Source organism: Rhodococcus sp. ACS1 (assembly GCF_002300155.1).
Taxonomy (GTDB): domain Bacteria; phylum Actinomycetota; class Actinomycetes; order Mycobacteriales; family Mycobacteriaceae; genus Rhodococcus_F; species Rhodococcus_F koreensis.
The window spans coordinates 1450916-1477611 of the sequence record NZ_NSDZ01000005.1 but is presented as its reverse complement, the minus strand read 5'-3'; the positions used below and the strand labels follow the sequence as shown (position 1 = coordinate 1477611).

The window sequence follows — 26696 nt, the reverse complement described above, 5'->3', positions numbered from 1 at the left end:
GTCACGAGCGGTCGGAGAGCACGCGCGAGAGCACCGGCCCGATGACGGCGAGGGACTGCGGCTCGATCATGGCGTTGTGCCCGCAGTCCACGGGCTGCTCGTCGATCCGGCCGGTGACGAGCGGCCGCCATTCGTCCGCCGAGTGCGCAGGGCCGGTCCCGTCCCCGTCGCGGGTGGCGTGGAAGACGAGCAGGTCCCCGTCGTAGGCCCGGGGCACGAAGTGATGCGCGAGCCACCGGGAGTTCTCGTAGCCGGCGGAGATCCGTTCGAGGTCGCGTCCCCGCACGCCGGTCTCGGCGCCGAACGACTCGTCGATCAACCGGGCCGCGTGCTCGTAGGTCATCTCGGCGTCCGGGTCGGCCTGCAGTCCCAGCCCACGCAGGAGTTCCCGGACGTCCAGCCTGCCGGACGGCGGCTCCTCGCCACCCACGGGGTAGCTGTCCATGACGGCCAGGGTGCCGACCTCCTCGCCCGCCGTCTGCAGTTCGACGGCCATGGCGTGCGCGATGACGCCACCGAGCGACCAGCCGAGCAGGTCGTACGGGCCGGTGGGCTGGATGGCCCGCATCTCCTCGATGTAGCGGTGCGCCAGCTGCTCGATCGTCCGGTAGTCGCCGCCGCCGCTGATCGTGGGCAGTTGCAGCCCGTACGCGGGCCGGTCCGGCGGGAGGTACTGCACCAGACCGGCGTACCCCCAGGACAGCCCGATTCCCGGATGCACGCAGAACAGCGGCCTGCCGCTGCCCTGCGCCCGCAGCGGAATCACGACGGCGAGCGCCTCTTCCAGACCGGCGCTCCGGTGCGGAAGGTCGAGTCGGCCTGCGATCCCCGCCGGGGTCGGGTCGAGGAACATCCATTGCAGCGGAACCCGCCGATCCAGTTCGGCCTGCAGTGCGCTGACGATCCGGGTGGCGAGGAGGGAGTTTCCGCCGAGATCGAAGAAGCTGTCGGCGGTGCCCACCCGGTCCACCCCGAGAACCGACGCGAAGACGTCCACGACGATGCGTTCGGTGTCCGTGGCCGGGGCCCGGAACGCGGCGCCGGTCGAACCGAACTCGGGGGCAGGCAACGCCTTCCGGTCGAGCTTGCCCACCGGGGTCATCGGTATCCGATCGAGTACGACCACCGCGGACGGCACCATGTGAGCGGGCAGGCGCTCGGACGCGTAGGTGCGCAGTCCGGCGGGCTCGACCTCCTGTCCGTCCTGAACCCGCACATACGAGGCGAGCACGGTGTCGCCGGACGGGCCGGTGTGACCGACGGTGGCGGCGAACGCCACCGCCGGGTGCCTGCCGAGCACGGCGTCGATCTCCCCGAGTTCGATGCGGAAGCCACGGACCTTGACCTGGAAGTCGCTGCGGCCCAGGTACTCCAGGGTGTGGTCACGTCTCCAGCGCACCACGTCGCCGGTCCGGTACATCCGGCACCCCGGCTCCCCGAAATTGCAGGCCACGAATCGTTCCGAGGTGAGCGCAGGCCGGTCGTGGTACCCGCGCGCCATGCCCGGCCCCCCGGTGTACAACTCGCCGGGCACCCCGGCAGGCACGGGCTGCAGCCGCTCGTCGAGAACGAGGAACGCGAATCCCACTGCGGGCGAACCGATGTTCACACCCTCGCCGGGACGCATCGGGGCGCTGACACTCGCCTGGATGGTGGTCTCCGTGGGTCCGTACCCGCTGTGCAGGCTCCGGCCCGGCGCCCACCGCGCGACCACCTCCGGCGGGCACGCCTCGCCCACCAGGTCGAGGACGCGGAGCGAATCGAGTCCGTCGTTGTCGAGCGCCGCCAGCGCGGTCGGGGTGATGGTCGCGTGGGTCACGCGCTCGCGACGGAACAGGTCCGCCAACTCGCTGCCCCCGAGGACGGCGGGCGGCACGATCACAACCTGCGCCGACGCGCTGAACGCCATCATCAGTTCGAACACGGAGGCGTCGAAACTCGGGGACGCCAGTTGCGACACCCGGGACTCGTGGGTGACCTGGAACCGTTCGTGCGTCTCCGCGGTGAAGTCGGCCATCCCCCGGTGGGTGACGGTGACGCCCTTCGGTCGTCCGGTCGACCCCGACGTGTAGATGAGATAGGCCGGGTGCGCGAGGTGCAACGGACTCGTCCGATCCTCGTCGGTGACCGGTGCGGGTGACACCGCTGCCACCTGCGCAGCGGCCCCCTCGTCGTCGAGGATCAGCCACGGGACGGTGTCCGGCAGGTCGCCGCGGCGACTTCTCACGGTGAGGCCGAGTGCGGCCCGGCAATCGGTGAGCATGTAGTCGATGCGCTCGCGCGGATACGTGGGGTCGACGGGCACGAACGCCGCACCGGCCTTGGTGATCGACCAGATCGCGACCACCGACTCGATCGAGCGGGGCATTCCGACGGCCACGAACGTCTCCGGCCCCACCCCACGGCCGCGCAGGACCCGCGCCCACCGATTGGACCACTCGTCGAGTTCGCGGTACCTGACCCGCCGGTCCTCGTAGGACAGGGCCACCGAATCGGGGTCGAATGCGGCGGCAGCGGTGAGCAGGTCGGGCCACAACTGCGCTCGCACGTCCGGCTCGCCGCGGGCAGGCGCCATTGCCTTCAGCTCCGCCTCGTCGAGCAGCGGGAGGTCGCCGACCGGCCGGTCGGGGTTCGCCGTGACGGCGTCGAGGATCCGCACGAACCGGTCGGCGAACCCGCGGACGGTGCCTGCGTCGAAGAGGTCGGTGGCGAAATCGACGGCGCCGGTCATCCCCGCCGGCGCACCGTCCGCGTCGAACTCCTCCGCCAGCAGGAATTCGAGATCCACCTTGACGACGGCGAGCCCGGAGTCGATGCCGCGGACGTCCAGCCCCGGCAGCGTCAGGACCGGTCGCTCGTTGTTCTGAAATTCCAGCGAGACCTGGACGAGCGGCGCGTACGCCGTCGAGCGGGTCGGCCCGACCGCGTCCACCACCCGCTCGAACGGAACGTCGGCATGTGCGAACGCCCCGAGGTCGACGTCCCGGCAGTGCGCGGCCAGGGCAGTGAACGACGCGGCCGCGTCCACCCGGGTGCGGAGCGCGAGCGTGCCCACGAACATGCCGATCAGACCGTCGACGGCGGGGTCTCCCCGGCCGGCGATCGGGGTGCCGACGGCGACGTCCGCGGTGCCGCCGAGCCGACTGAGCAACACCGCCAGGGCGGCGTGCACGGTCATGAACTCGGTGGAGCCGAGGCGTCGAGACAGCTCCCGGATGCGTCGATGCAGGTCGGTGTCGACGGAGAAGTGGATGCGCGCACCGCGGAAGGACTGCTGCGACGGCCGATCCCGATCGGTGGGCAGTTCCAGGAGGTCGGGGGTACCCGCCAGCGCGGTCGTCCAGTAGTCGAGCTGCCTCGACAGCAGCGACTCGGGGTCGTCGTCCGAACCGAGGAGTTCCCGCTGCCACAGGGCGTAATCGGCGTACTGCACCGGAAGCGGTGTCCAGTCGGGCGCGCCGCCGGACACGCGGGCGCCGTACGCCGCCATCACGTCGCGCACCAGCGGCCCCATCGAGAACCCGTCCGCCGAGATGTGGTGCACCACCACGGCGAGGACGTGCTCGGTAGTGCTCAGCGAATACAGCCCGGCCCGCAGCGGAAGCTCCACGGTCACATCGAAACCCGCGGAGACGAGCCGGGACACCTCGTCCCGCAGGTGCTCTTCCGCGACGGGGGCGGGGACCAGCGGGGGCACCGCACCGGCGGCGGGCAGGATCTGCTGAACCGGCCAGTCCCCGCGGACCGGGAACATCGTGCGCAGCGACTCGTGCCGGACGAGGACGTCGGTGAGCGCCGAGTTCAGCGCTCCCACATCGAGATCCCCACTCAATGTCACCACGATCGGGATGTTGTAGGCCGCCGAGGTGGTGTCGAGCTGGTTGACGAACCACATCCGCTGCTGCGCGAACGACAGCGGAATGTCGTCGGGCCGCGTGCGGGCCCCGAGTACCGGGCGGCCGGCCGTCTCCGCCCCGGACTGCTCGATCCGGGCCGCCAGCGCCGCGACCGTGGGCGCCTCGAACAGGTCCCGCACACCACAGTCGGTGCCGAGCAGCGCGCGCAACCGCGCCGTGACCCGGGTGGCGCTCAGGGAGTTGCCGCCGAGGTCGAAGAAATCGGCGTCGGCGCCGACCCGCGCCAGTCCGAGCACATCCGCGAAGACACCGGCCACCGTTTCCTCGATCGGGCCGGCCGGGACCCGGTAGTGCCCTGCCCCGGACAGCAGGTCGGGCTCCGGCAGCGCCGAGCGGTCCAGCTTGCCGACAGCCGTCAGCGGAATGCGCTCCAGCACCGTGATCGAGGTGGGCACCATGTGCGGCGGCAATCGGTCCGCCACGTGCCGGGTGAGTTCGGCGGTGTCGAGGGAGCCGCCCGACGACGGTACGACGTAGGACACGAGCAGAGTGTCGCCCGCGGGCCCGCGGTGCGCGAGCGTGGCCGCGAATCCGACGTTCGGCTCCGACATCAGCGTGGCGTCGATCTCGCCGAGTTCGATGCGGAAGCCGCGGACCTTGACCTGGAAGTCAGTGCGGCCCACGTACTCGATGCTGTGGTCCGGCGTCCACCGCACGATGTCGCCGGTGCGGTACATCCGCTCACCGGGCCGGAACGGGTCGGCGACGAACCGTTCGGCGGTCAGTGCCTGCCTGCGGTGGTAGCCGCGGGCCAGACCCGCCCCGGCGAGGTACAACTCGCCGGCAACACCGACGGGGACCGGTTGCAGCCGGGTGTCGAGCACCAGTTCCGTCGCGCCGCGGATCGGCCCGCCGATGGTGATCGGTTCCCCCGGGACCATCGGTGCGCTGATGTTGGACATGATCGTGGTCTCGGTCGGCCCGTACGCGTTGTACAGGCGGCGGCCGGGCGCCCAGCGGGCGACGAGTTCGGGTGGGCACGCCTCCCCGCCGAACACCAGGTCCGTCAGGTGCGTCAGCCCGGCAGGGTCGAGCGACGCCAGCGCGGCCGTGGTGATGAAGGCGTGGGTGACGTTCCGGTCGGCCAGCAGCCGCGCGAGTTCGTCGCCGCCGAACACGGTGGGCGGCGCGATCACCATCGTCGCGCCGGCGCCGAACGCCTGGAGATACTCGAAGACCGACCCGTCGAAGCTCGGCGTGGAGAAGTGCAGTGTCCGGGATTGCGGTGTCGCACGGAAACGTTCGAGTTGATCGCGGGCGAAATTGTCCAGACCGCGGTGGGTGACCACCACACCCTTCGGCAGGCCCGTGGACCCCGACGTGTAGACGGCGTACGCGGCGGTGTCCAGCGTGACCGAACCGCTCCGGTCGGCGTCGGTCACGGGTGCCCCCGGACGCTCGGCGCATTCGACCGCGAAGCCGGGTTCGTCGAGCAGCAGCCACTGCGCGTCCCCCGGGAGCCGGTCTCGGTGCCCGGTCGTGGTCAGGCCGAGCGTGACTCCGGAATCGACGAGCATGTGGGTGATGCGCTCGTCGGGGTAGTTCGGGTCGATCGGCACGAACGCCGCACCGGTCTTCGCCACCGCCCACACCGACAGCACCGAGTCGAGGGACCGCGAAATCCCGATGGCCACGAACGTTTCCGGGCCCGCCCCGCGTGCGATGAGGGCGCGGGCCAGACGGTTCGACTGCTCGTCCAGCTCACCGTACGTCACGTCGACGTCCTCGTAGGACAGGGCGACCGCGTGCGCGTCGAGCGCGGCGCCCTCCTCGAGGATGTGCGGCAGTGTGCGGGTCGATCCGCCCGGACGGCCGCGGACCGGCACCAGTTCGGCGCGCTCCCGGCCCGTCAGCAGCGACAGTGCGGCCAGCGGCCGGTCCGGACGGGTGCAGGCATCGAGCACCCGGAGCACCCGCCCGGCGACGTCGGCGACGGTGTCTGCGTCGAACACGTCCGGGAGGTACTCGAATTTCAGGTGCAGCCGGGCGTCGACCGACGCCACCAGGCTGAGTGGGTAGTGGGCGGCGTCCCGCGCGTCCACCCCGGTGACGCGCAGGCCTGCGATGTCGGTGTCGGTGGTGAGCCCGGCGCGGTCGACGGGGTACGACTCGAACACGGTCAACGTGTCGAACCCGACCTCCGGCCCCGCCGCGCCCTGAATCTCGGACAGGCCCAGGTAGTGATGATCCAGCAGCGCCGCCTGCTCGGCCTGCACGCGCTCCAGCAGGGCACCCACCGTGTCGTCGGGGCGCAGCCTGATCCGGACGGGCAGGGTGTTGATGAACAGCCCGACCATCGTCTCGATACCCGCCAACTCGGGCGGCCGCCCCGACACGGTGGCACCGAACAGCACGTCGTCGCGGGCGGTCAACGCACCCAGCACGATCCCCCACGCCACCTGGACGAGGGTGTTGACGGTCAGCCCTCGCGAACGCGCGACGTCCCGCAACAGGGCGGTGCGCTCCTCGTCGAGGTCGAACACGAACTCGTCTGAAATCGTGGACAGCCGTCGTCCCGGATCCGAGCGGGCCAGCAACGTCGGCCCCTCCACGCCGGCGAGAGCCCGGGCCCAGACTTCCCGGGAGGCGTCCTGATCGCGGCGGGTCATCCACGCCAGATAGTCGCGGTATGCGCGCACACGAGGTAGCGGCGACGCGTCCCCGTCGGTGGCGTACAGCGTCAGCAACTCCCGGATCAGCAACGGCATCGACCAGCCGTCGAGCAGGATGTGATGGTTCGTCGACACCAGCCGGTACCGGTTCGGCCCGGTCGCGATCAGCATGAACCGGATCAGCGGGGCGCGCGTCATGTCGAACGGGCGCACCCGGTCCTCGGCCAGCAACCTCGTGATCTCGGACTCGGCGGCGTCTACGCCCAGAGCCGTCAGGTCGATCTCGTGCCAGGGCGCCTGCACCCGTCGCCGGATCACGTGTACGGCGTTGCCCTCGGCGTCGCGGAGGAAGCCGGCGCGCAGGTTGTCGTGCCGGGCCAGCAGCGCATCGGCCGCGCGGCGCAGTCGACGCGGATCCACGGCGCCGTCGAGTTGGAGGCTCACCTGCACCAGGTAGGCGTCGAGGGAGTCGTCGGCGAGTTCGGCGTGGAAGAGCATGCCGGACTGCAGCGGCGACAACGGCCATACGTCCGTCAGGTCCGGGCAACGGCTTTCGAGCGACTCGATCGCGTCCTGTCGCAGTGCGACGAGATCGAGGTCCGACGGCGTGAACCCGGTGCCGCCCGACTCCGCGTGGGTTCCGAGGGCGGCGAGGGCCTGCAGCCACAGCTGCGCGAGTTCCTCGATCTCCGCGCGGGTGACGACCTCCGGCGGGTAGGTCCACGTGGAACTCAGCCGGGGGCCGTCGCCCGAGTCGACGGTCATTGCATTGATGTCGACGACGGCCGCGACCGGGACGGCCGGGTTCTCGCGCAGTCGGGGTTCGTCGACCGGCACCCACCCCTCCGCGGTCTCCGTGGCGGTTCCGCCCATTCTGCCGTGGTAGTTGAAGCTGATCTGGGGAGTCGGCAGCGGCGAAAGAGACTGCGCCGTCTCGTCGTTCAGGTACCGGAGAAGCCCGAACCCGATGCCGTGGTCGGGAACGGCGCGGAGTTGCTCCTTCACGGACTTGAGCGCGGCTCCCGCGGACGGACCCGCGGCGAACGCGTCGGCGAGGTCCACCCCGGCGAGATCGAGTCGCACCGGGAAGATCGTGGTGAACCAGCCGATGGTGTGCGCGAGATCGGCGCCGGGCACCACCTGCTCTTCACGACCGTGGCCTTCGAGCCCGACCAGCGCGCCGGGAAGGTCGATGCCGCGGTGTCGCCGCCATCGCGTCAGCGCCATCGTCAGCGCGGTCAGCAGGGCATCGGCGACGCTGCCGTGGAACGCCCGCGCCACGGTCGTCGACAAAGTCTCGGTCAGCGAGGCAGGAACACGCACCGCGAGGTCCGCGGCGGTGGCGGCGGTGTCCGACGCGGTCAACGGACGCGACCCCAGCAACGGGTCGGGTGCGTCCAGCATCGCGCGCCACACGTCGAGTTCGGCGGCGCGCCGGGGCTCACGCGCGGCGTCGGCGAGCCCGTGCGCCCACCTGCGCATCGACGTCCCCTGCCGCTCCAGCGCCGGTGGGCTGCCGGACTGCAGTTGCGCGCACGCCGCAGCGAGGTCGGGGATCAGGATCCGCCAGGACACCCCATCCATCGCCAGGTGATGCGCGACGATCAGCACGCGCCCCGGCCGTTCGGCCTCGTCGAACCAGACCGCCTGTATCATCACGCCCGACTCCGGGTCGAGCCGATCAAGAGCGCTGTCGAATTCGGCGCCGATCTCGTCCGCCCGGCCCCGGCGCAGCACGGTCGCCGCCCGCACCGACCCTTCCCCCTGTACCTCCATCGACCATCCCGGTTCGGCGCTGGACGTGCGGTACAACCGCGCCCGCAGGACATCGTGCCTGTCCAGCACGGCCTGCAGGGCCTGCGTCAGGGTGCCTTCGGTCATCGTCGCCGGGAGCGTGAACAGCACGGACTGCGCGTAACGGCGGAAATCCCCGCCCCTGGCAAGCATCCACCGCACGATCGGCGTCAGCACGATCTCGCCGATCCCGCCCCCGGGCAATTCGTCGAGAACCACCGCCTCGTCGTCCGTGCCGGCCGTCGCGGCAAGCCCGGCAACGGTTTTGCGCTCGAACACGTCCCGCGGCGAGATCAGTACCCCCGCAGCCTTGGCGCGGGTAACCAGCTGGATCGACATGATCGAGTCGCCACCGAGGGCGAAGAACGAGTCGTCGACACCCACCGAGTCGAGGCCCAGGACCTCCGCGAACAGGCCGGCAAGGATCCGTTCGGTCTCGGTGACCGGTCCGCGACCCGCGGTCACTCGCTGCCCGAAGTCCGGTTCGGGCAGCGCTTTCCGATCGAGTTTGCCATTCACCGTCAGCGGCATTGCATCGAGCACCATCACTGCGGCCGGCACCATGTGCGAGGCCAATCGCTCCGCGACCGCGTCGACGATCAGGGCCGCGTCGATCACGACGCCGGCCTCCGGCACCACGTACCCCACCAACCGGTCGCCGCGCGCCGTCACCGCCGCCTGCGCCACCCCCTCGATCGCGAGCAGGGCCGACTCCACCTCCCCGAGTTCGATCCGATAGCCCTTCACCTGCACCTGGAGGTCGTTGCGGCCGAGGTACTCGAGTTGTCCGTGCGCGTTCCACCTGCCCAGATCGCCGGACCGGTACATCCGGGCCCCGGGCACGAACGGGTCGGGAACGAATCGGCCGGACGTGAGGGCGGGCCTGCCGAGGTAGCCGCGCGAGACCTGCGCCCCGGAGACGTACATCTCCCCCGCCACTCCCGGCGGCACCGGGTGGAGCCGTCCGTCGAGCACGTACACGTGCAGTCCGGGCACACCCCGGCCGATCACAGACCCGGACGCGTCCCCGACGAGGTCCCGGTCGATCGGCAGGTGGGTGACGTGCACGGTCGTTTCCGTGATGCCGTACATGTTCGCCAGGACCGGCGCGGTGTCTCCCCGGCGGGCGTACCAGCGCCGCAGTTGCCCGAAGTCGAGGGCCTCCCCGCCGAAGATCATGTACCGCAGCGACAGCGCGGGACCGCCGGCGAGGCGATCCGCCTCCGCCAATTGGTAGAAGGCGGTGGGAGTTTGATTGACGACCGTGACATGTTCTTCGCGCAGAAGTTCGAGGAACATCTCGGGTGAGCGCGCCGTGAAGTAGTCCACCAGCACCAGCCGGCCGCCGTGGGCAAGTGCCCCCCACATCTCCCACACCGAGAAGTCGAATGCGGCGGAATGGAACATGGTCCACACATCGGCCGGTCCGAATCCGAACAGCGTCTGCGTGTTTGCCACCAGCGTGACGACGTTGCGGTGCGAGACCTGCACGCCCTTCGGCTGCCCGGTGGAACCGGAGGTGTAGATCACGTAAGCCACGGAGTCCAGATGCAGCGGAGTGCGACGGTCGTCGTCGGTCACCGGAAGGGGCGACAGCTGCTGCAGTGCAGTCACGGTCGCGGGGTCGTCCACCACGACCACCGGCACCCCGGAGTCTCGGAAGGTCTCGGCGTCCGCGGTGGTGGTGAGCACACACTTCGGCCGGGCGTCGCCGAGCAGGAAGGCCAACCGCTCGGCAGGAGAGGTCACATCCACCGGGAGGTAGCCCGCGCCCGCCTTCACCACCGCCACCAGCGCCGCGACGAGGTCGATCGACCGCGTCATCCCCACCGCCACCAGTGTTTCCGCGCCCGCTCCCCGCGCCACCAGCAGTCGGGCGAGCCGGTTGGCCCGCTCGTCGAGTTCCCGGTACGTCACCGACGAGCCTTCGCAGCGCACCGCGACGGCCTCGCCGTCGGACGCCACCGCCCGATCGAACAGATCGACCAGTGACAGCGGTGCGACGTCGGTCCCCGGCCGATACGCGGCGGCGAGCACGAGTTCGCGTTCGGGCGCATCCAGGATGTCGACGTCCCCGACGGGCGCGGCCGGGTCGGTGGTCACGGCCTCGATCACCCGCACGAAGCGCTCCGCGAAACCCTCCACCGACGCACGATCGAAGACGTCCGTCGCGTAGCGGACACCGGCGCTGATCCCGACGGGCACGCCCTGCTCGTCGACGCGCTCCACCAGGCTCACCTGCAGATCGAATTTCGCGACGTCCAGATCGACGTCGAGCGACCGGGCGGTCAGCCCGGGCAGTTCCAGGTGTGTGCGGGTGGCGTTCTGGAATTCGAGCAACACCTGGAAGAGCGGTGAGTGCGCGGTGGACCGCTCGGGTGCAAGTTCGTCGACCAGCCGCTCGAAGGGCAGGTCTGCGTGCTCGAACGCACCGAGGTCCACCGACCGCACGTCGGTGAGCAACTCGGCGAACGACGTTCCCGCGGGTACCGGGGTGCGGAGTACCAGCGTGTTGACGAACATCCCCACGACGTCGTCGAGTGCGGCGTGGCCGCGGCCCGCGATCGGGGTACCCACCACCACGTCTTCCGATCCCGACACCCTCGTCAGCAGCACGGCCAAGGCCGCGTGCACCACCATGAACAGCGTCGAATTGCTCCGGTGTGCAAGGTCGGCCAGGGTCTGGTGGACGTCCGGTGGGATGTCGAACGGAACGACGGCCCCGACCTGGGACCGCTGCGCGGGTCGTGGCCGGTCCAGTGGTAGCGGCAGCACGTCCGGGATGCCCGACAACGTCCGGGTCCAATAGTCGAGCAGGCCGGACAGCATCGAATCGGGCTGCTTGTCGGTGCCCAGAGTCTCGCGCTGCCACAGGCTGTAGTCGGCGTACTGCACGGGCAGCGGCACCCAGCCGGGTGCCTGCTGCTGCGCGCGTGCCGTGTAGGCGAGCATCACGTCCCGCGCCAGGGGGGCCATCGAGAAGCCGTCGGCCGCGATGTGGTGCACGACGAGGGCGAGAACGTGCTGCTCGGGCGCGACTCGCAACAGCCGCACGCGAAGCGGAAGGTCCTCGGTGACATCGAATCCCACGCCGAAGAGCGCGGCGAGGGAGTCCCGGAGCGCACCTTCGGAAACCGGGATCGGATCGAGGTCGGGGGTGACGAGTGCGGAATAGGCGATCATCTGCCGGGGTCCGTCCGCGGAACCGGGAAACACGGTGCGCAGCGATTCGTGTCGCTCCAGGACGTCGCCGAGTGCCGCTTGCAGTGCACCCAGATCGAGCGCCCCGTCCAGTTGCAGCGCGACCGGGATGTTGTAGGCCGCCGAGGCGGTGTCGAACTGGTTGACGAACCACATCCGTTGCTGCGCGAGGGACAGCGGAATCCGCTCGGGCCGCGGCCTCGCGGTGAGCGCCGGAGAGACGGAATTCGTCATCATCTCCGAGTCGATCCGGACGGCGAGATCGGACACCACCGGTGCGTCGAACAGCGCCGCGACACCGACGTCGGTGTCCAGCGCGCTGTTGATGCGCCCCACCGCCCGGGTGGCACTGAGCGAATCTCCGCCGAGGTCGAGGAAGCTGTCGTCGGCGCCGACGCGGTCGATTCCGAGGACGGCGGCGAAGGCCGACGCGACCGCCTCCTCCGCGGGTGTCGTCGGCGCGCGGTATCCGCGGGTGGTCGTGCCGAAGTCGGGTGTCGGCAACGCCTTCCGATCGAGTTTGCCGTTCACCGTCACCGGCAACTCCGGCAACACCACCACCACCGACGGCACCATGAACCCCGGCAACACCGTCGCCGCCGACTCCCGCACCGCCCGCTCGTCCACCACCATGCCGACCACCGGCACCACATACCCCGCCAGATACTCCCCCGCCGCACCGTCCCCGCGCAGCACCACCACCGCCTGCGCCACCTCCACCCGGCGCAGCAACACCGCCTCGACCTCACCCAGCTCGACCCGCTGCCCCCGCAACTTCACCTGAAAATCCGTACGCCCCAGATACTCCAACTCCCCCGACCGCAACCACCGAACCCGATCCCCCGTCCGATACAAGCGAGCACCTGCACCGAAGGGGTTCGCCACGAACCGATCCGCCGTCAACTCCGCCCGCCCCGCATACCCCCGCGCCAACTGCACACCCCCGAGATACAACTCCCCCGCCACCCCCACCGGCACCGGCCGCAACCGCCCATCCAACACGAACGTCTGCGTATTCCACACCGGCACCCCGATCGGCACCACCACCCGATCCGCCCCCGTGACCTCGTGGAACGTCACATCCACCGCAGCCTCCGTCGGGCCGTACAAGTTGTGCAGCTCCGCCCCGCTCACCCCGCGCAACCGTGCCGCCGTCGCCGACGGCAACGCCTCACCGCTGGTGAACACCCGGCGCAACGCGCCGCACCCCTCCACGTTCGCGCCCGCAAGGAACACCTCGAGCATCGACGGCACGAAATGCACCGTCGTGACCGACTCCTCGCGGATCACCCGTTCGAGGTACGCCGGATCACGGTGACCGTCCGGGGCGGCGATCACCAACCGCGCACCACACAGCAACGGCCAGAACAACTCCCACACCGACACATCGAACGTCACCGGCGTCTTCTGCAACACCACATCATCGGATTGCAACGGATACCGATCCTGCATCCACAACAACCGATTCACAATCCCCCCATGCGGAACCGACACCCCCTTCGGCCGACCCGTCGACCCCGACGTGAACATCACATACCCCGGATGACCCGGCAACAACCGCGACCGCTCCCCCACCCCCACCGGACCCGCCGGCAACCCCGACACATCCAGCGTGTCCACCGCCACCACCCGAACCGACCCCGCGAACACCCCCACATCCGCCGCCGTCGTCAACACCAGCACCGGAGCAACCGTGCCCACCACATACCCGACCCGCTCCGAAGGCTGATCCGGATCGATCGGCACATACGCCCCACCCGCCACCAGCACCGCATAGATCCCCACCACCATGTCCACCGAACGCCGCACCGCCACACCCACCGACGACTCCGGACCCACCCCCTCCCCGATCAACCACCGCGCCAACCGATGCACCCGCGCAGCAAACTCCCCATACGACAACACCCCACCCTCGAACACCACCGCCGGCGCACCCGGAGACCGCACCACCTGCGCCTCGAACAACTCCACAACAGTGGTAGCCGGCACCACATGCGACGTCGCATTCCACGCCCCGACCACCAACCCCCGCTCCCCCGCCCCCAGAACCTCCACATCCCCCACCACGGTGCCCGGATCACCGGCGATCGTCTCGAGAATCCGGACCAGGCGGTCGGCGAGCGGGGCGACGGTGGCCCGGTCGAGGATCGCCGGTTGGTAGCGCAGACTCAGTCGCAGTCTCGGTTCGACGATCGTCAGCAGCGTGACCGGGTAGTGCGTGGCGTCGCGGGCATCGAGACCGGTCACCCGCACGCCGCCGATGTCGGTGTTCTCGTCCAGTCCGGACGTGTCGATCGGGTACGACTCGAACACCGACAGCGTGTCGAACAGGTTGCCCAGGCCCACCCGCGACTGGATGTCGCCGAGGCCGAGGTGATGGTGGTCGAGCAGGGACATCTGCTCGTCCTGCAGGCGGGCGAGCAGTCCCGCGACGGTCTCGTCCGGGTCCACCCGCACTCGCACCGGCACCGTGTTGATGAACAGGCCCAGCATGGTCTCGACACCGGACAGTTGCGGCGGACGACCGGACACGGTGGCGCCGAAGATCAAGTCTTCGCGGGAGACCAACCGGGACAACAGCACACCCCACGCTGCCTGGATCACCGTATTCATGGTGACGCCGATGCCTGCGGCTGTGGCGGCGAGTCCGTCGAGAATCCCGGCGGGCAGGTCGACGTCGAGTTCGTGGGGCACACCGTAGAGCGCCGCGGACGCGTGCGGCGCGACCAGCGTCGGCTCCTCGACACCGTCGAGTGCTCGTTCCCAGGCCCGGGCCGACGCTTCCGCGTCCCGGTTCGCCAGCCATTCCAGGTACGTGCGGTACGAGGGCGGCTCCGGTAGCCCGGCCGGGTCGCCGTCGGCGGCATACCGGACCAGCAGTTCCCGCACCAGCAACGGCATCGACCAGCCGTCGAGAATGATGTGGTGGTTCGTGATCGAGAGGACGAATCTGCCTGGTGCGGTGTGGAACAGCGTCAGCCGGAGCAGGGGCGGCCGGGCGAGATCGAATCGAGCACTGCGGTCCTCGTCGAGCAGTCGCGCGAGTTCCGTCTCAGTCCCGGCAGTGGTGAGATCGACCTCCCGCCACGGCACCTCCACTGCGTCGAGAACGACCTGCGCGGGTACCCCGTCGTCGTACACGAACGCGGTCCGCAGATTCGCGTGGCGAGCCAACAGAGCGGCGGCGGCCGCACGGAGGCGCGCCGCGTCGACCTCGCCTTCGAAGTCGATCCGCAGTTGCGCCGTGTAGACGTCCATCGACTCCGCGGCCAGCGAGGCATGGAACAGCAACCCCGACTGCAGCGGAGACAGCGACCACACGTCCTGCAGTGCCGGGAACCGCTGCTCCCAGCGTTCGATCTGCTTCTGGCTCGCCGGCACCAGCGGAAGGTCGGACGGTGTCAGCCCGCCCGCATCGGGTCGTGCCGTGTGCGCGGCGAGACCCTCCAGTGCACGGCGCCACAGATCCGCGAACGCTGCGACCTCGGTCTCGTGGAGGACGCCGGCCGGGAACGCGAACGACGCCCGTAGCCGGGGCCCCTCGGGGGTGTCGGAGACGAAGGCGTTGATGTCGATCACGGATTCGACGGGCATGTCGGGGTTCCTGGTGCCGCCGAGTGTGCTCTCCACCGGCAGCCAGTCCTCGCCTCCGCCGGTGACGGTCACCCGGCCCAGGTAGTTGAAACCGACTTGCGGAGAACGGAATCGGCGGAGTGTCTCCGACGTCTCGTCGTCCAGGTAGCGCAGCAGTCCGAAGCCGATGCCGTGGTCCGGGATCGCGAGCAACTGTTCCTTGACGGTCTTGACCGCCTGCTCCGCCGCGGCGCCGCCTGCCAGGGCGTCGTCGACATCGATTCCGGTGAGATCCAACCGCGCCGGATACACGGTGGTGAACCACCCGACGGTGCGGGAGAGGTCCGCGCCCGGGACGATCTGCTCCTCGCGGCCGTGGCCCTCGAGGGTGAGCAGGGTGTCCGGCACGGCGGCGCCGCGTTCCCGTCGCCAGGCGATCAGTGCCAGGGCGACCGCGGTGAGCAACCCGTCGCCCACAGTCCCGTGGAATGCGTCCGGCAGCGTGGTGAGCAGGGCGTCGGTCACCGCCGACGGCACGTCGGCCGTGACGGTGCCGACCGTCGCGGCGACGTCGATCGCGGGATCCAGGGGGCGCGAACCGATCAGCGGATCGGGGCCGTCGAGGATCTTCTCCCACGACGCGAGTTCGCCCGTCCGGGTCCGCACGGCGTCGGCCAGTCCGTGCAACCAGCGCCGCATCGACGTTCCGACTGCCGGCAACGCCGGTGTGAGACCGGCCTGGAGTCGGCCGGCGGCCGACGCGAGGTCCGCCACGAGAATCCGCCAGGAGACACCGTCGACCACGAGGTGGTGCACCACGACGAGCAGTCGCCCGACGTCGTCCGGGACGTCGAACCAGACCACCCGCACCATGCGGGCGGCGGCCGGGTCCAGGTGGTCGGCCGCGGCATCGAGTTCGGCGCCGGCGAGTGCGGTGAAGTCTTCGCCCCGCACCGCGTCGACTGGCACCCGGCGGACGTCCGCCCGTACCGAACCCGCAGGCAGCACGTCCATGCCGTCCGCGGACACCCGCGCCCGGAGCATGTCGTGCCGGTCCAGTACCGCCTCGACGGCGCCGACGAGCACCTCGTGAGTGAGACCGGCGGGGGCCGCCAGCAGCAGCGCCTGCGAGAACCGGTCGAGCCGTCCGCCGCTGCGCTCGAACATCCACCGCGCGACGGGTGTCAGCGGCAGGGGGCCGACGCCACCGCCCGGCAACTCGCCGAGAGCGACCGTGCCGTCACGGTCGAATCGAGCGGCAGCGGCGAGGCCGGTGACGGTTCGGTGGTCGAATACGTCTCGGGGAGAGAGGATCACACCGGCCGCCCGGGCTCGGGCCACCAACTGGATGGACAGGATGCTGTCGCCGCCGAGGGAGAAGAACGAATCGTCCCCGCCGACCGAATCGAGTCCGAGCACGTCCTCGAACAGTCCGGCGAGAAGTTCCTCGGTCTCGGTCTGCGGCGGCCGGCTTCCGGATCCGGTGAAGTCGGGTGCCGGAAGCGCTGTGCGGTCGAGTTTTCCGTGGACCGTCAGGGGAAGGGAGTCGAGTACCACCAGCGCGGCCGGGACCATGTACGACGCCAACCGGCCGGCGACGAAGTCGAGGACTACCCGCGAATCGATCGTCACACCGGATTCGGGCACCACGTACCCGATCAGCCGGTCGCCTCCGCCGTCGGCGTTCCACACGCTCGCCGCCGCGTGGGCGACGGAGTCGTGGGTGAGCAGCGCCGACTCGACTTCGCCGAGTTCGATCCGGAAGCCCCGGATCTTCACCTGGGTATCGGTCCGCCCGAGGTACTCCAACTGGCCGTCGGGAAGCCAGCGCGCCCGGTCCCCGGTGCGATACATCCGGCTTCCCGGTGGCCCGAACGGATCGGCGACGAAACGTTCGGCGGTCAGCGGGAACCGCCGGCGGTATCCGCGCGCGAGGGCTGGACCTGCGAGATACAACTCGCCCGCGACACCGGCAGGCACCGGGTGCAGTCGTGAGTCCAGCACGGTCTCGGCGAAACCGCGGGTGGGTGTGCCGATGGTGACCGGTTCGCCCGGCACCAGTTGGTCGCTGATACTCGACACGACCGTCGTCTCGGTCGGCCCGTACGCGTTGAACATGCGCCTGCCCGGCGCCCACCGGGCGACCAGTTCGGGCGGACAGGCCTCCCCGCCCGTCACGACGCACCCGAGGGCGGTCAGACCCGCGGGGTCGACCGACGCGAGCGCCGCCGGAGTGACGAAGCAGTGCGTGACCCGCTCGGATTCCAGCAACTGCGCCAATTCGGCGCCCCCGTAGACGGACGGCGGTGCGATCACCATCGTCGCTGCCGCGCCGGCCGCCAGCAGCAGTTCGAGGACGGACGCATCGAAACTCGGTGATGCGAAGTGCAGGGTCCGGGATTCGGGCGTCGTGCCGAACGTCTCCCTCTCCTGGGCCGCGAAGGCGGCGAGACCGCGGTGGGTCGTGATCACGCCCTTGGGTATGCCGGTCGACCCCGACGTGTAGATGAGGTACGCCGGATTGTCGGCCCGGATGGGCGCGATCCGGTCGTCGTCGGTGATCGCCGGCGCCGGATAGTGCGACAGATCGTCGCCGACATCCGGGTCGTCCAGCACCAGCCACGGCACGACGTCGGGCAGTACGCCACGTTGCGCGGATCCCGTCAGCCCGCACACGGCACCGGAGTCGGTGAGCATGTACTCGATCCGCGCCGGCGGGTGGTTCGGGTCCACGGGGAGGAAGGCCGCCCCCGACTTCGCGATCGCCCAGACGGCCGCCACCGATTCGACGGACCGCGGCACGCACAGTGCGACCACCGACTCGGGTCCGATGCCGCGCTCGATCAGCATGCGAGCCAAGCGGTTCGAACGCCGGTCGAGTTCTGCGTACCGCACCGAACTCCCGGCGAAGATCAGCGCCGTGGCCTCCGGATCGTGCGCGACCGCGTCGGCCATCAGGTCCGGCAGCGTCCGCGGCGCGACCGCCGCACCACCCGGCACCGGGGTGAGCAGGGCACGCTCCAGGGATCCAAGGATGTCGATGTCGCCGACCCGGGCGCCGGGGTCGGCCGTGACCGCCGCGAGGATACGCACGAGTCGTTCCGCGAATCCGATCGCCGTGTCCTCGTCGAAGAGGTCGGTCGCGTAGCCGAGACCCGCGGCGATGCCTGCCGGGTTGCCGTTCTCGTCGAACTTCTCGGCCAGGGTCCACTGCAGATCGAAGTTGGCGGTGTCGATCTCGAAGTCGATGTTCCGGACCTGCAGATCCGGCAATTCCAGCGTGGGGCGCTCGATGTCCTGGAACTCGAGCATCACCTGGAACAGCGGCGCGTACGCCGTCACCCGGGACGGGCTCAGGACCTCCACCACCCGCTCGAACGGAACCTCCGCGTGCGTGAAGGCACCCAGATCGGTTTCCCTGACACGGCCGAGGAACTCGGCGAAGGTAGCGCCGCCGTCGACGTGGGTACGCAGGACGAGGGTGTTGACGAACATGCCGACCACGTCGTCGAGTTCGCGTTCGCCGCGACCGGCGATCGGCGTCCCGACGGCGATGTCGTCCGCGCCGCTCACGCGTGCCAGCACGACCGCCAGCGCGGCATGCAACGTCATGAACACCGTGGTGGTCTGTTCCCGCGCCAACCTCACGACGCCCGCATGAATGTCCGGGTCGATCAGGAATTCGACGTGGCCACCGCGAAGTGACCGGACGGCGGGCCGGGGACGGTCGGTGGGCAACTCCAGCAGTTCGGGCAGGTCCGACAGCGTCGTGGTCCAGTAGGCGAGCTGCCGCGAAATGGGCGACTTGCCATCGGATTCCGATCCCAGCCACTCCCGCTGCCACAGCGCGTAGTCGGCGTACTGCACGTCCAGGGGCGCCCAGTCCGGGGCAGAACCGTTCGCTCGGGACGCGTACGCGACCATGACGTCCCGGGCCAGCGGTGCCATCGAGAAGCCGTCGGCGGCGATGTGATGCACCACCACCGCGAGCACGTGCACGTTCTCGCCGAGCCGGAACAGTCGCGCGCGCAGCGGCACCTGCGTGGTGACGTCGAATCCGGCGGACAGCAGTGTCAGCGATAGTTCGCGGAGGTCCGCTTCACTCGACACAGTAACCGGTGTGAGGTCGGGCACCGCACTCGCCGCGGGCAGGATCACCTGGCGGGGGCCGTCGTCGGTGAGGGGGAAGACAGTGCGCACGGCCTCGTGCCGTTCGATGACGTCGGCGACCGCCGCCTGCAGCGCGGGCACGTCGAGCCGGCCCTCGAGTCTCAGCGCGAACGCGACGTTGTAGGCGGAGGAGGAGGTGTCGAACTGGTTGATGAACCACATGCGCTGCTGGGCCGGCGACACGGGAACTTCCGCGGTGCCCTCCCTCGGTTTCAGCGGGGGGCGGGCCTCGAGCCCTTCCTGCGACTCGGCCAGCAGCGCCAGACCCGCGACGGTGGGGGCGTCGAACACGTCGCGCAGTCCGATCCGGTCCCCGACGACCGCATTGATCCGGGCCACCAACCGGGTGGCGATCAGCGAGTTCCCGCCGAGGTCGAAGAAGCTGTCATGCGCGCCCACCCTGTCGAGTCCGAGCAGATCGGCGCAGACGGCGGCCACGATCTCTTCGATCGGGGTTCGGGGGGCCACGAAACCGGCAGTCGGGCTGCCGAAGTCGGGTGTCGGCAACGCCTTCCGATCGAGTTTGCCGTTCACCGTCACCGGCAACTCCGGCAACACCACCACCACCGACGGCACCATGAACCCCGGCAACACCGTCGCCGCCGACTCCCGCACCACCCACTCGTCCACCACCATCCCGACCACCGGCACCACATACCCCGCCAGATACTCCCCCGCCGCACCGTCCCCGCGCAGCACCACCACCGCCTGCGCCACCTCCACCCGGCGCAGCAACACCGCCTCGACCTCACCCAGCTCGACCCGCTGCCCCCGCAACTTCACCTGAAAATCCGTACGCCCCAGATACTCCAACTCCCCCGACCGCAACCACCGAACCCGATCCCCCGTCCGATACAAGCGAGCACCTGCACCGAAGGGGTTCGCCACGAACCGATCCGCCGTCAACTCCGCCCGCCCCGCATACCCCCGCGCCAACTGCACACCCCCGAGATACAACTCCCCCGCCACCCCCACCGGCACCGGCCGCAACCGCCCATCCAACACGAACGTCTGCGTATTCCACACCGGCACCCCGATCGGCACCACCACCCGATCCGACCCCGTGACCTCGTGGAACGTCACATCCACCGCAGCCTCCGTCGGGCCGTACAAGTTGTGGATGCGGGCCTCGGGGATCAGTGCCCGCATCCTCGACGCCGTCGGCGCGGGCAGCGCCTCACCCGAGGCGAACACCTGCCGCAGGCTCGTGCAGCGCGCCGCGGCCGGCTCGGCGGTGAACACCGCCAGCATGGAGGGAACGAAATGCACTGTGGTCACGTGGTGTTCGACGATCAGTCCGGAAAGATATGCCGGATCACGGTGACCGTCCGGGGCGGCGATCACCAACCGCGCACCACACAGCAACGGCCAGAACAACTCCCACACCGACACATCGAACGTCACCGGCGTCTTCTGCAACACCACATCATCGGATTGCAACGGATACCGATCCTGCATCCACAACAACCGATTCACAATCCCCCCATGCGGAACCGACACCCCCTTCGGCCGACCCGTCGACCCCGACGTGAACATCACATACCCCGGATGACCCGGCAACAACCGCGACCGCTCCCCCACCCCCACCGGACCCGCCGGCAACCCCGACACATCCAGCGTGTCCACCGCCACCACCCGAACCGACCCCGCGAACACCCCCACATCCGCCGCCGTCGTCAACACCAGCACCGGAGCAACCGTGCCCACCACATACCCGACCCGCTCCGAAGGCTGATCCGGATCGATCGGCACATACGCCCCACCCGCCACCAGCACCGCATAGATCCCCACCACCATGTCCACCGAACGCCGCACCGCCACACCCACCGACGACTCCGGACCCACCCCCCCCCCGATCAACCACCGCGCCAACCGATGCACCCGCGCAGCAAACTCCCCATACGACAACACCCCACCCTCGAACACCACCGCCGGCGCACCCGGAGACCGCACCACCTGCGCCTCGAACAACTCCACAACAGTGGTAGCCGGCACCACATGCGACGTCGCATTCCACGCCCCGACCACCAACCCCCGCTCCCCCGCCCCCAGAACCTCCACATCCCCCACCACGGTGCCCGGATCACCGGCGATCGTCTCGAGAATCCGGACGAACCGCTCCCCGAACCCCACCACCGTCGCCCGGTCGAACACGTCGGATGCGAACGTGAACGAAGCGTCGATGCCCGCTGCGGTCCCCGTCGCGTCGTACTTCTCGGTGAGCGTCAACTGCAGGTCGAACTTGGAGACACCGGGTTCGACGTCGACGGTTTCCACCGTCAGTCCCGGCAGGGTCACGTGGACCGGGGCGGTGTTCTGGAACTCGAGCAAGATCTGGAACAGCGGTGAGTACGCGGTCGAGCGGGTCGGCGCGACCGCGTCCACCACACTCTCGAAAGGCACGTCCGCGTGTCCGAACGCCGCCAGATCCGCCTCCCGCACCCGGGACAGCACGTCGGCGAACGCCGCTGCGGGGTCGACGGCTGTGCGCAGGACCAGGGTGTTGACGAGCATCCCCACGACGTCGTCGAGTGCTTCTTCGCCACGCCCGGCGATCGGCGTCCCGATCGCGACGTCTCCGGACCCGCTCAACCGGGCCGTCAGCACCGCGAGCGCCGCGTGCGTCACCATGAACATCGTCGAATCGTGTTGCCGCGCCAGGGCGAGAAGCGCCCGGTGGTCGTCCTCGGGCACGGTGAACCGGACGGTCCCGCCGCGGAGCGCCCTGTCGGTGGGCCTCGGTCGATCCAATGGAAGGTCGATCGCGGCGGGCAGACCGGACAGCGTCTGCTTCCAGTACGCCCCTTGCGCCGACATCACACTGCCGGGATTGTCTTCGCTGCCGAGGGCCGCCCTCTGCCAGAGGCTGTAGTCGGCGTACTGCACCGGCAGTGGTCGCCAGTCCGGCGGCTGTTGCTGCACCCGCGCCGAGTACGCCACCATCAGATCGCGGGCGAGCGGAGCCAGCGACGCTCCGTCCGCCGAGATGTGGTGCACCACGAGCACGAGAACGTGGTCGTCCCGGCCGGCGCGGAACAGGGCGCCCCGCACGGGCACGTCGGTGCTCACGTCGAATCCCCGCGCGGTCAACTCGGCCATTCGCGCACGCAACGCCGCCTCGTCCTCGACAATTCTCGGCTCCAGATCCGGAATCATCTCGCCCAGCGGCTGAATCACCTGATGCGGTCCGTCGACCGACGCCGGATACACCGTGCGCAGCGATTCGTGTCGTTCGAGAATGTCCCCGACCGCGGTTCGGAGCGCGTCCACGTCGAGGGTTCCGTTGAGGCGCAGCGCCATCGGGATGTTGTAGGCGGGCGAGGAGGTGTCGTACTGATTGACGAACCACAGGCGTTGCTGGGCAAGCGAGAGAGGGATCCGGTCGGGGCGCTGCTGCGCGACGAGGTCCGGGCGGCCGGAGGGCCGCGCGTGCGCACTCCCGATGCGTTCCGCCAATGCCTCCACCGTCGGCGCCTCGAACAGAGTCCGCACCACGAGTTCGACGCCGAGTGCGGCATTCACACGTGCGACGACCCTCGTCGCGACGAGCGAATTCCCGCCGAGGTCGAAGAAGCTGTCGTCGAGGCCGATTCGCTCCACGCCGAGGACGTCCGCGAACACCCGCGCCACCGCCTGCTCCTCCGGGGTGGCAGGAGCGCGGAATTCGGCGGTCGCGGACAGGAATTCCGGCGCGGGCAATGCCGCACGATCGAGCTTTCCGCCCGGGGTCAACGGGAACTCGTCCAGTATCACGATCGCCGCAGGCACCATGTACGTCGGCAGTCGCCGTGCGGCATGGTCCGTCAACTCGGTCGCTGTGAGCCGCTGCCCGGCGGCGGACAGCACGTACGACACGAGCACCGTGTCTCCGGACGGTGCCGTGCGCTGCATCGTCACCGCGGTCCGCACGTGTGGATGGGTGTGGAGGACCGTGTCGATCTCGCCGAGTTCGATGCGGAAGCCGCGCACCTTAACCTGGAAATCACTGCGGCCCAAGTACTCCAGCGTGCGGTCGGGCCGCCACCGCACCACGTCGCCGGTGCGGTACATCCGGTCGCCGGGGCCGCCGAACGGGTCGGCCACGAACCGTTCCGCCGTGAGCGCCGACCTGCCGTGGTAGCCGCGGGCGAGGGCGTCGCCGGCGATGTACAACTCTCCGGCCACGCCGACGGGCACCGGTGTCAGCCGTTCGTCGAGCACGACCTCGCGGAAACCGCGGAGCGGGCCGCCCAGCGTGACGGCGCCGTCCGGGGACAGCGGCGCGCTGATGTTCGACATGACGGTGGCCTCGGTGGGCCCGTACGCATTGGACAGCCGGCGGCCGGGCGCCCACCGCTGCACCAGTTCCGGGGAGCACGCCTCGCCGCCGAACACCACGTCCCGGAAGTCGGAGAGTCCGTCCGGCTCGATGGTGCCGAGCGCCGCGGTGGTGACGAATCCGTGAGTGACCCTCTCCGACTGCAGGAACCGGGACAGTTCCTCGCCGCCGTAGATCGCGGGCGGCACGATCACCATCGTTGCCGCGGCGGCGAACACGTGCAGGTACTCGGAGACGGACGCGTCGAAACTCGGTGTGGAGAAGTGCAGAATCCGGGAGGCCTGCGTCGCACCGGATCGGGTGCGTTGCTCGGCCGCGAAGTTGTCCAGGCCGCTGTGGGTGACCACGACCCCCTTGGGCTTGCCCGTCGAACCGGACGTGTAGATCACGTAGGCCGGATTCTCCGGGCGGAGGGGCCGAACCCGGTCGGCGTCGGTGACGGCCGAGGCCGGCCGACTCGCACAGTGCGACCGGAACGCGTCCTCGTCGAGCACCAGCAACGGCACCGATCCTGCTAGCCGGGACCGCACTGCCGACACCGTCACACAAAGCGCGGCGCCCGAATCGTGGAGCATGTGCTCGATCCGTTCGGCCGGATAGTTCGGGTCGGCGGGCAGGAACGCCGCACCCGACTTGGCGACCGCCAGCATCGACAGCACCGACTCGATCGAGCGGGTCATGCCCAGCGCCACGACGTTCTCCGGCCCGATGCCGTGTTCGATCAGGACGCGGGCCAGTTGGTTGGAGCGCTCGTCCAATTCCCGGTACGTCACGTCGATTCCGAGATACGAGAGCGCGGCACCGGCGGGGTTGGCTTTGGCTGCCGCCGAGAACAATTCGGGTAGCGTGCGCCCCGGCCGTCCGGGCGCGCCGGGCACCGGGACGAGGGTGGCGCGTTCGGTGTCGGACAGGATGTCGATGTCGCCGACGACGGAATCGGGGTCGCCGGTGGCCGCCTGCAGGATTCGGCTCAATCGTTCGCCGAGTCGACGAACAGTGCCGGGGTCGAACAGATCGGTGGCGAACGCGAGGGTCACCGTGATGCCGGTCGGGATGCCGTCGGCGTCGAACGTCTCCGCCGCGGTCACCCGGAGGTCGAATCTGCCGATCACGGCCGTTTCGGCCGCGTCCCCGCCGTCGAACAGCACCTGGACGATCGGCGAGTATGCGGGCGACTCGCGGACCGTGAGCGCCCGGACCACCTGCTCGAACGGGACGTCGGGGTGCTCGAACGCCTCCCGGTCGACGTCGCGAACGTGACGGAGGTGCTGCGTGAAGGTCGCGTCCGGTTCGGCGCGGGTCCGGAGAACGACGAGGTTCTGCCCCCGGTCCAGTGTGGCCGTCGTTCCGACCGCGACCTCCGACGCACCGGAGAGCCGGCTCAGCAGCACGGCCGCGGCCGCGTGCAGAACGGTGAACGCGGTGGTGCCGTGTTCGTCTGCCAGTGCCCGCACCCCGCGGTGGGTCCGGGCTCCGATCGGGACGTCGACGCGGTCGGTGTTCCCGGACTGCGCGGGCGGCCGGGCCCGATCGGACGGCAGGTTCAGCACTTCGGGCATCCCCGACAGCCGATCGGTCCAGTACGCGAGGTGGTGCGCCTCGCGGCGCCGCCGCTCGCCTTCGCGAGCGGTCGCCTCGTGAACGGTCGCGAGCCGGGCCTGTGGATCCGCCGAGACGAATTCTTCCAGCAGTTCGACGAAGTACCGGTGGTGCCGGCGCAGCGCCGCATCCTCGTACCGGTTCGGGTTGGCCCGGAAATCGACGAAGATCTCCGCCGGCGTCCCGCTCGGATACACGTTGACCAGGAGGTCTTCCACCGGCCCCGAGGTGACGATGTGGTATTCGCCGACCAGGGGGCCGAGCACCACCTCCTGGTGGAACAGCATGACGTTGACCATGGGTCCGTGCAGTTCCGCGACACCGCCCGCGCCGACGTCGCGGCGGATGTCCTCGACGCTGCACCGCTGATGCCGCAACGCGCCCATCAGCTCTCGCCTGACCTGCGACACGAGTTCCGCGACCGTTGCGCTCTCGTCGACGGTGATCGGCAGCGGTGCGACGCTGACCGTCATCCCGCCGGAATTGCGCAGCAGCGACGTGGTCCGCCCGGACATCGGAACGTTCACGAGGACTTCGGTTTTCGCCGTGGCCCGCGACAGGTAGCAGGCGAAGGCCGCGATGATCGTCACGGCCGCCGCGGCGGTCGCCTGGCTGTCGGAACTCTGGATGCCGGACGCGGCCGCCTCGGACAGCAGCACGCTCTCGACCGTGCTCCTGGCGAGTGCGGGTGCGGGCGCGTCGGCCAACGTCGACCCGCCGATTCCCTCGACTCGCTCGGCCCAGTACTCCCGATCGGCCACGAAGCGATCGGACGCCCGGTAGAGGGCGTCGACGTCGTACAGTGCGCGCAGCGTCGCGGCGCGGCTCGGATCCGGTTCACGACCCGCGACCGTGGCCGAATACCGGTGCGCGATGCGGTTGATCAGCGTCATGGCACCGTAGCCGTCGAGCGCGACGTGGTGAATGCGGCTGTACCACAGGTAATGCGCCTCGCCCACGCACAGGATCGACGTCTCGAACAGCCGATCGGCGTCGAGATCGAGTGGGGCCTGGTAGTCCCGGTCCATCCATTCGTGCGCGGCGGCGACCGGGTCGTCGTCGCCGCGAAAGTCGACGAACTCGATGGACGTGTCGGTGGTGTGGTCGACGTACTGCATCGGCCTGCCGTCGACCTCGACGACCTTGAGGAACGGCGACTGGAACTCGCGGGCAACCACGATGGTCTCGCGTCGCAGCAGGTCGATGTCGAGGTTGCCGTGCAACTCCACGTAGTGCGCCACCGAGATGGGCACCGCCGGGTCGAGTTGCTGCGCGAACCACGTGGCACGCTGCGCCGCGGACAGCGGGAATGCGTCCGCGTCCGAATTCTGTGTAGCCGGCTTCCGCGTGTCTGGGGCCTTCACGGTGGGTCCTCCCCGTACGGTATCCCCGACCGTCGACGTCGTGAGCGCGTCCGGATCCTGACTCGCGAATGCGGGAGGCGGTAGTTCTTCCCCGTCCCCCAGGTCGTTCGTTCGCCATCCACAGGGCGCACAGACCCCATAGTCGCAC

1 protein-coding gene is annotated in these 26696 nt (G+C 69.8%); it reads right to left on the bottom strand.

What is annotated here, in order from left to right:
• Position 1: 1 nt before the first annotated feature.
• A complete protein-coding gene (locus CJ179_RS27310; protein WP_095863431.1) occupies positions 2 to 26548 on the bottom strand; it encodes a non-ribosomal peptide synthase/polyketide synthase in 26547 nt (8848 codons plus the stop codon).
• Positions 26549 to 26696 lie beyond the last annotated feature (148 nt).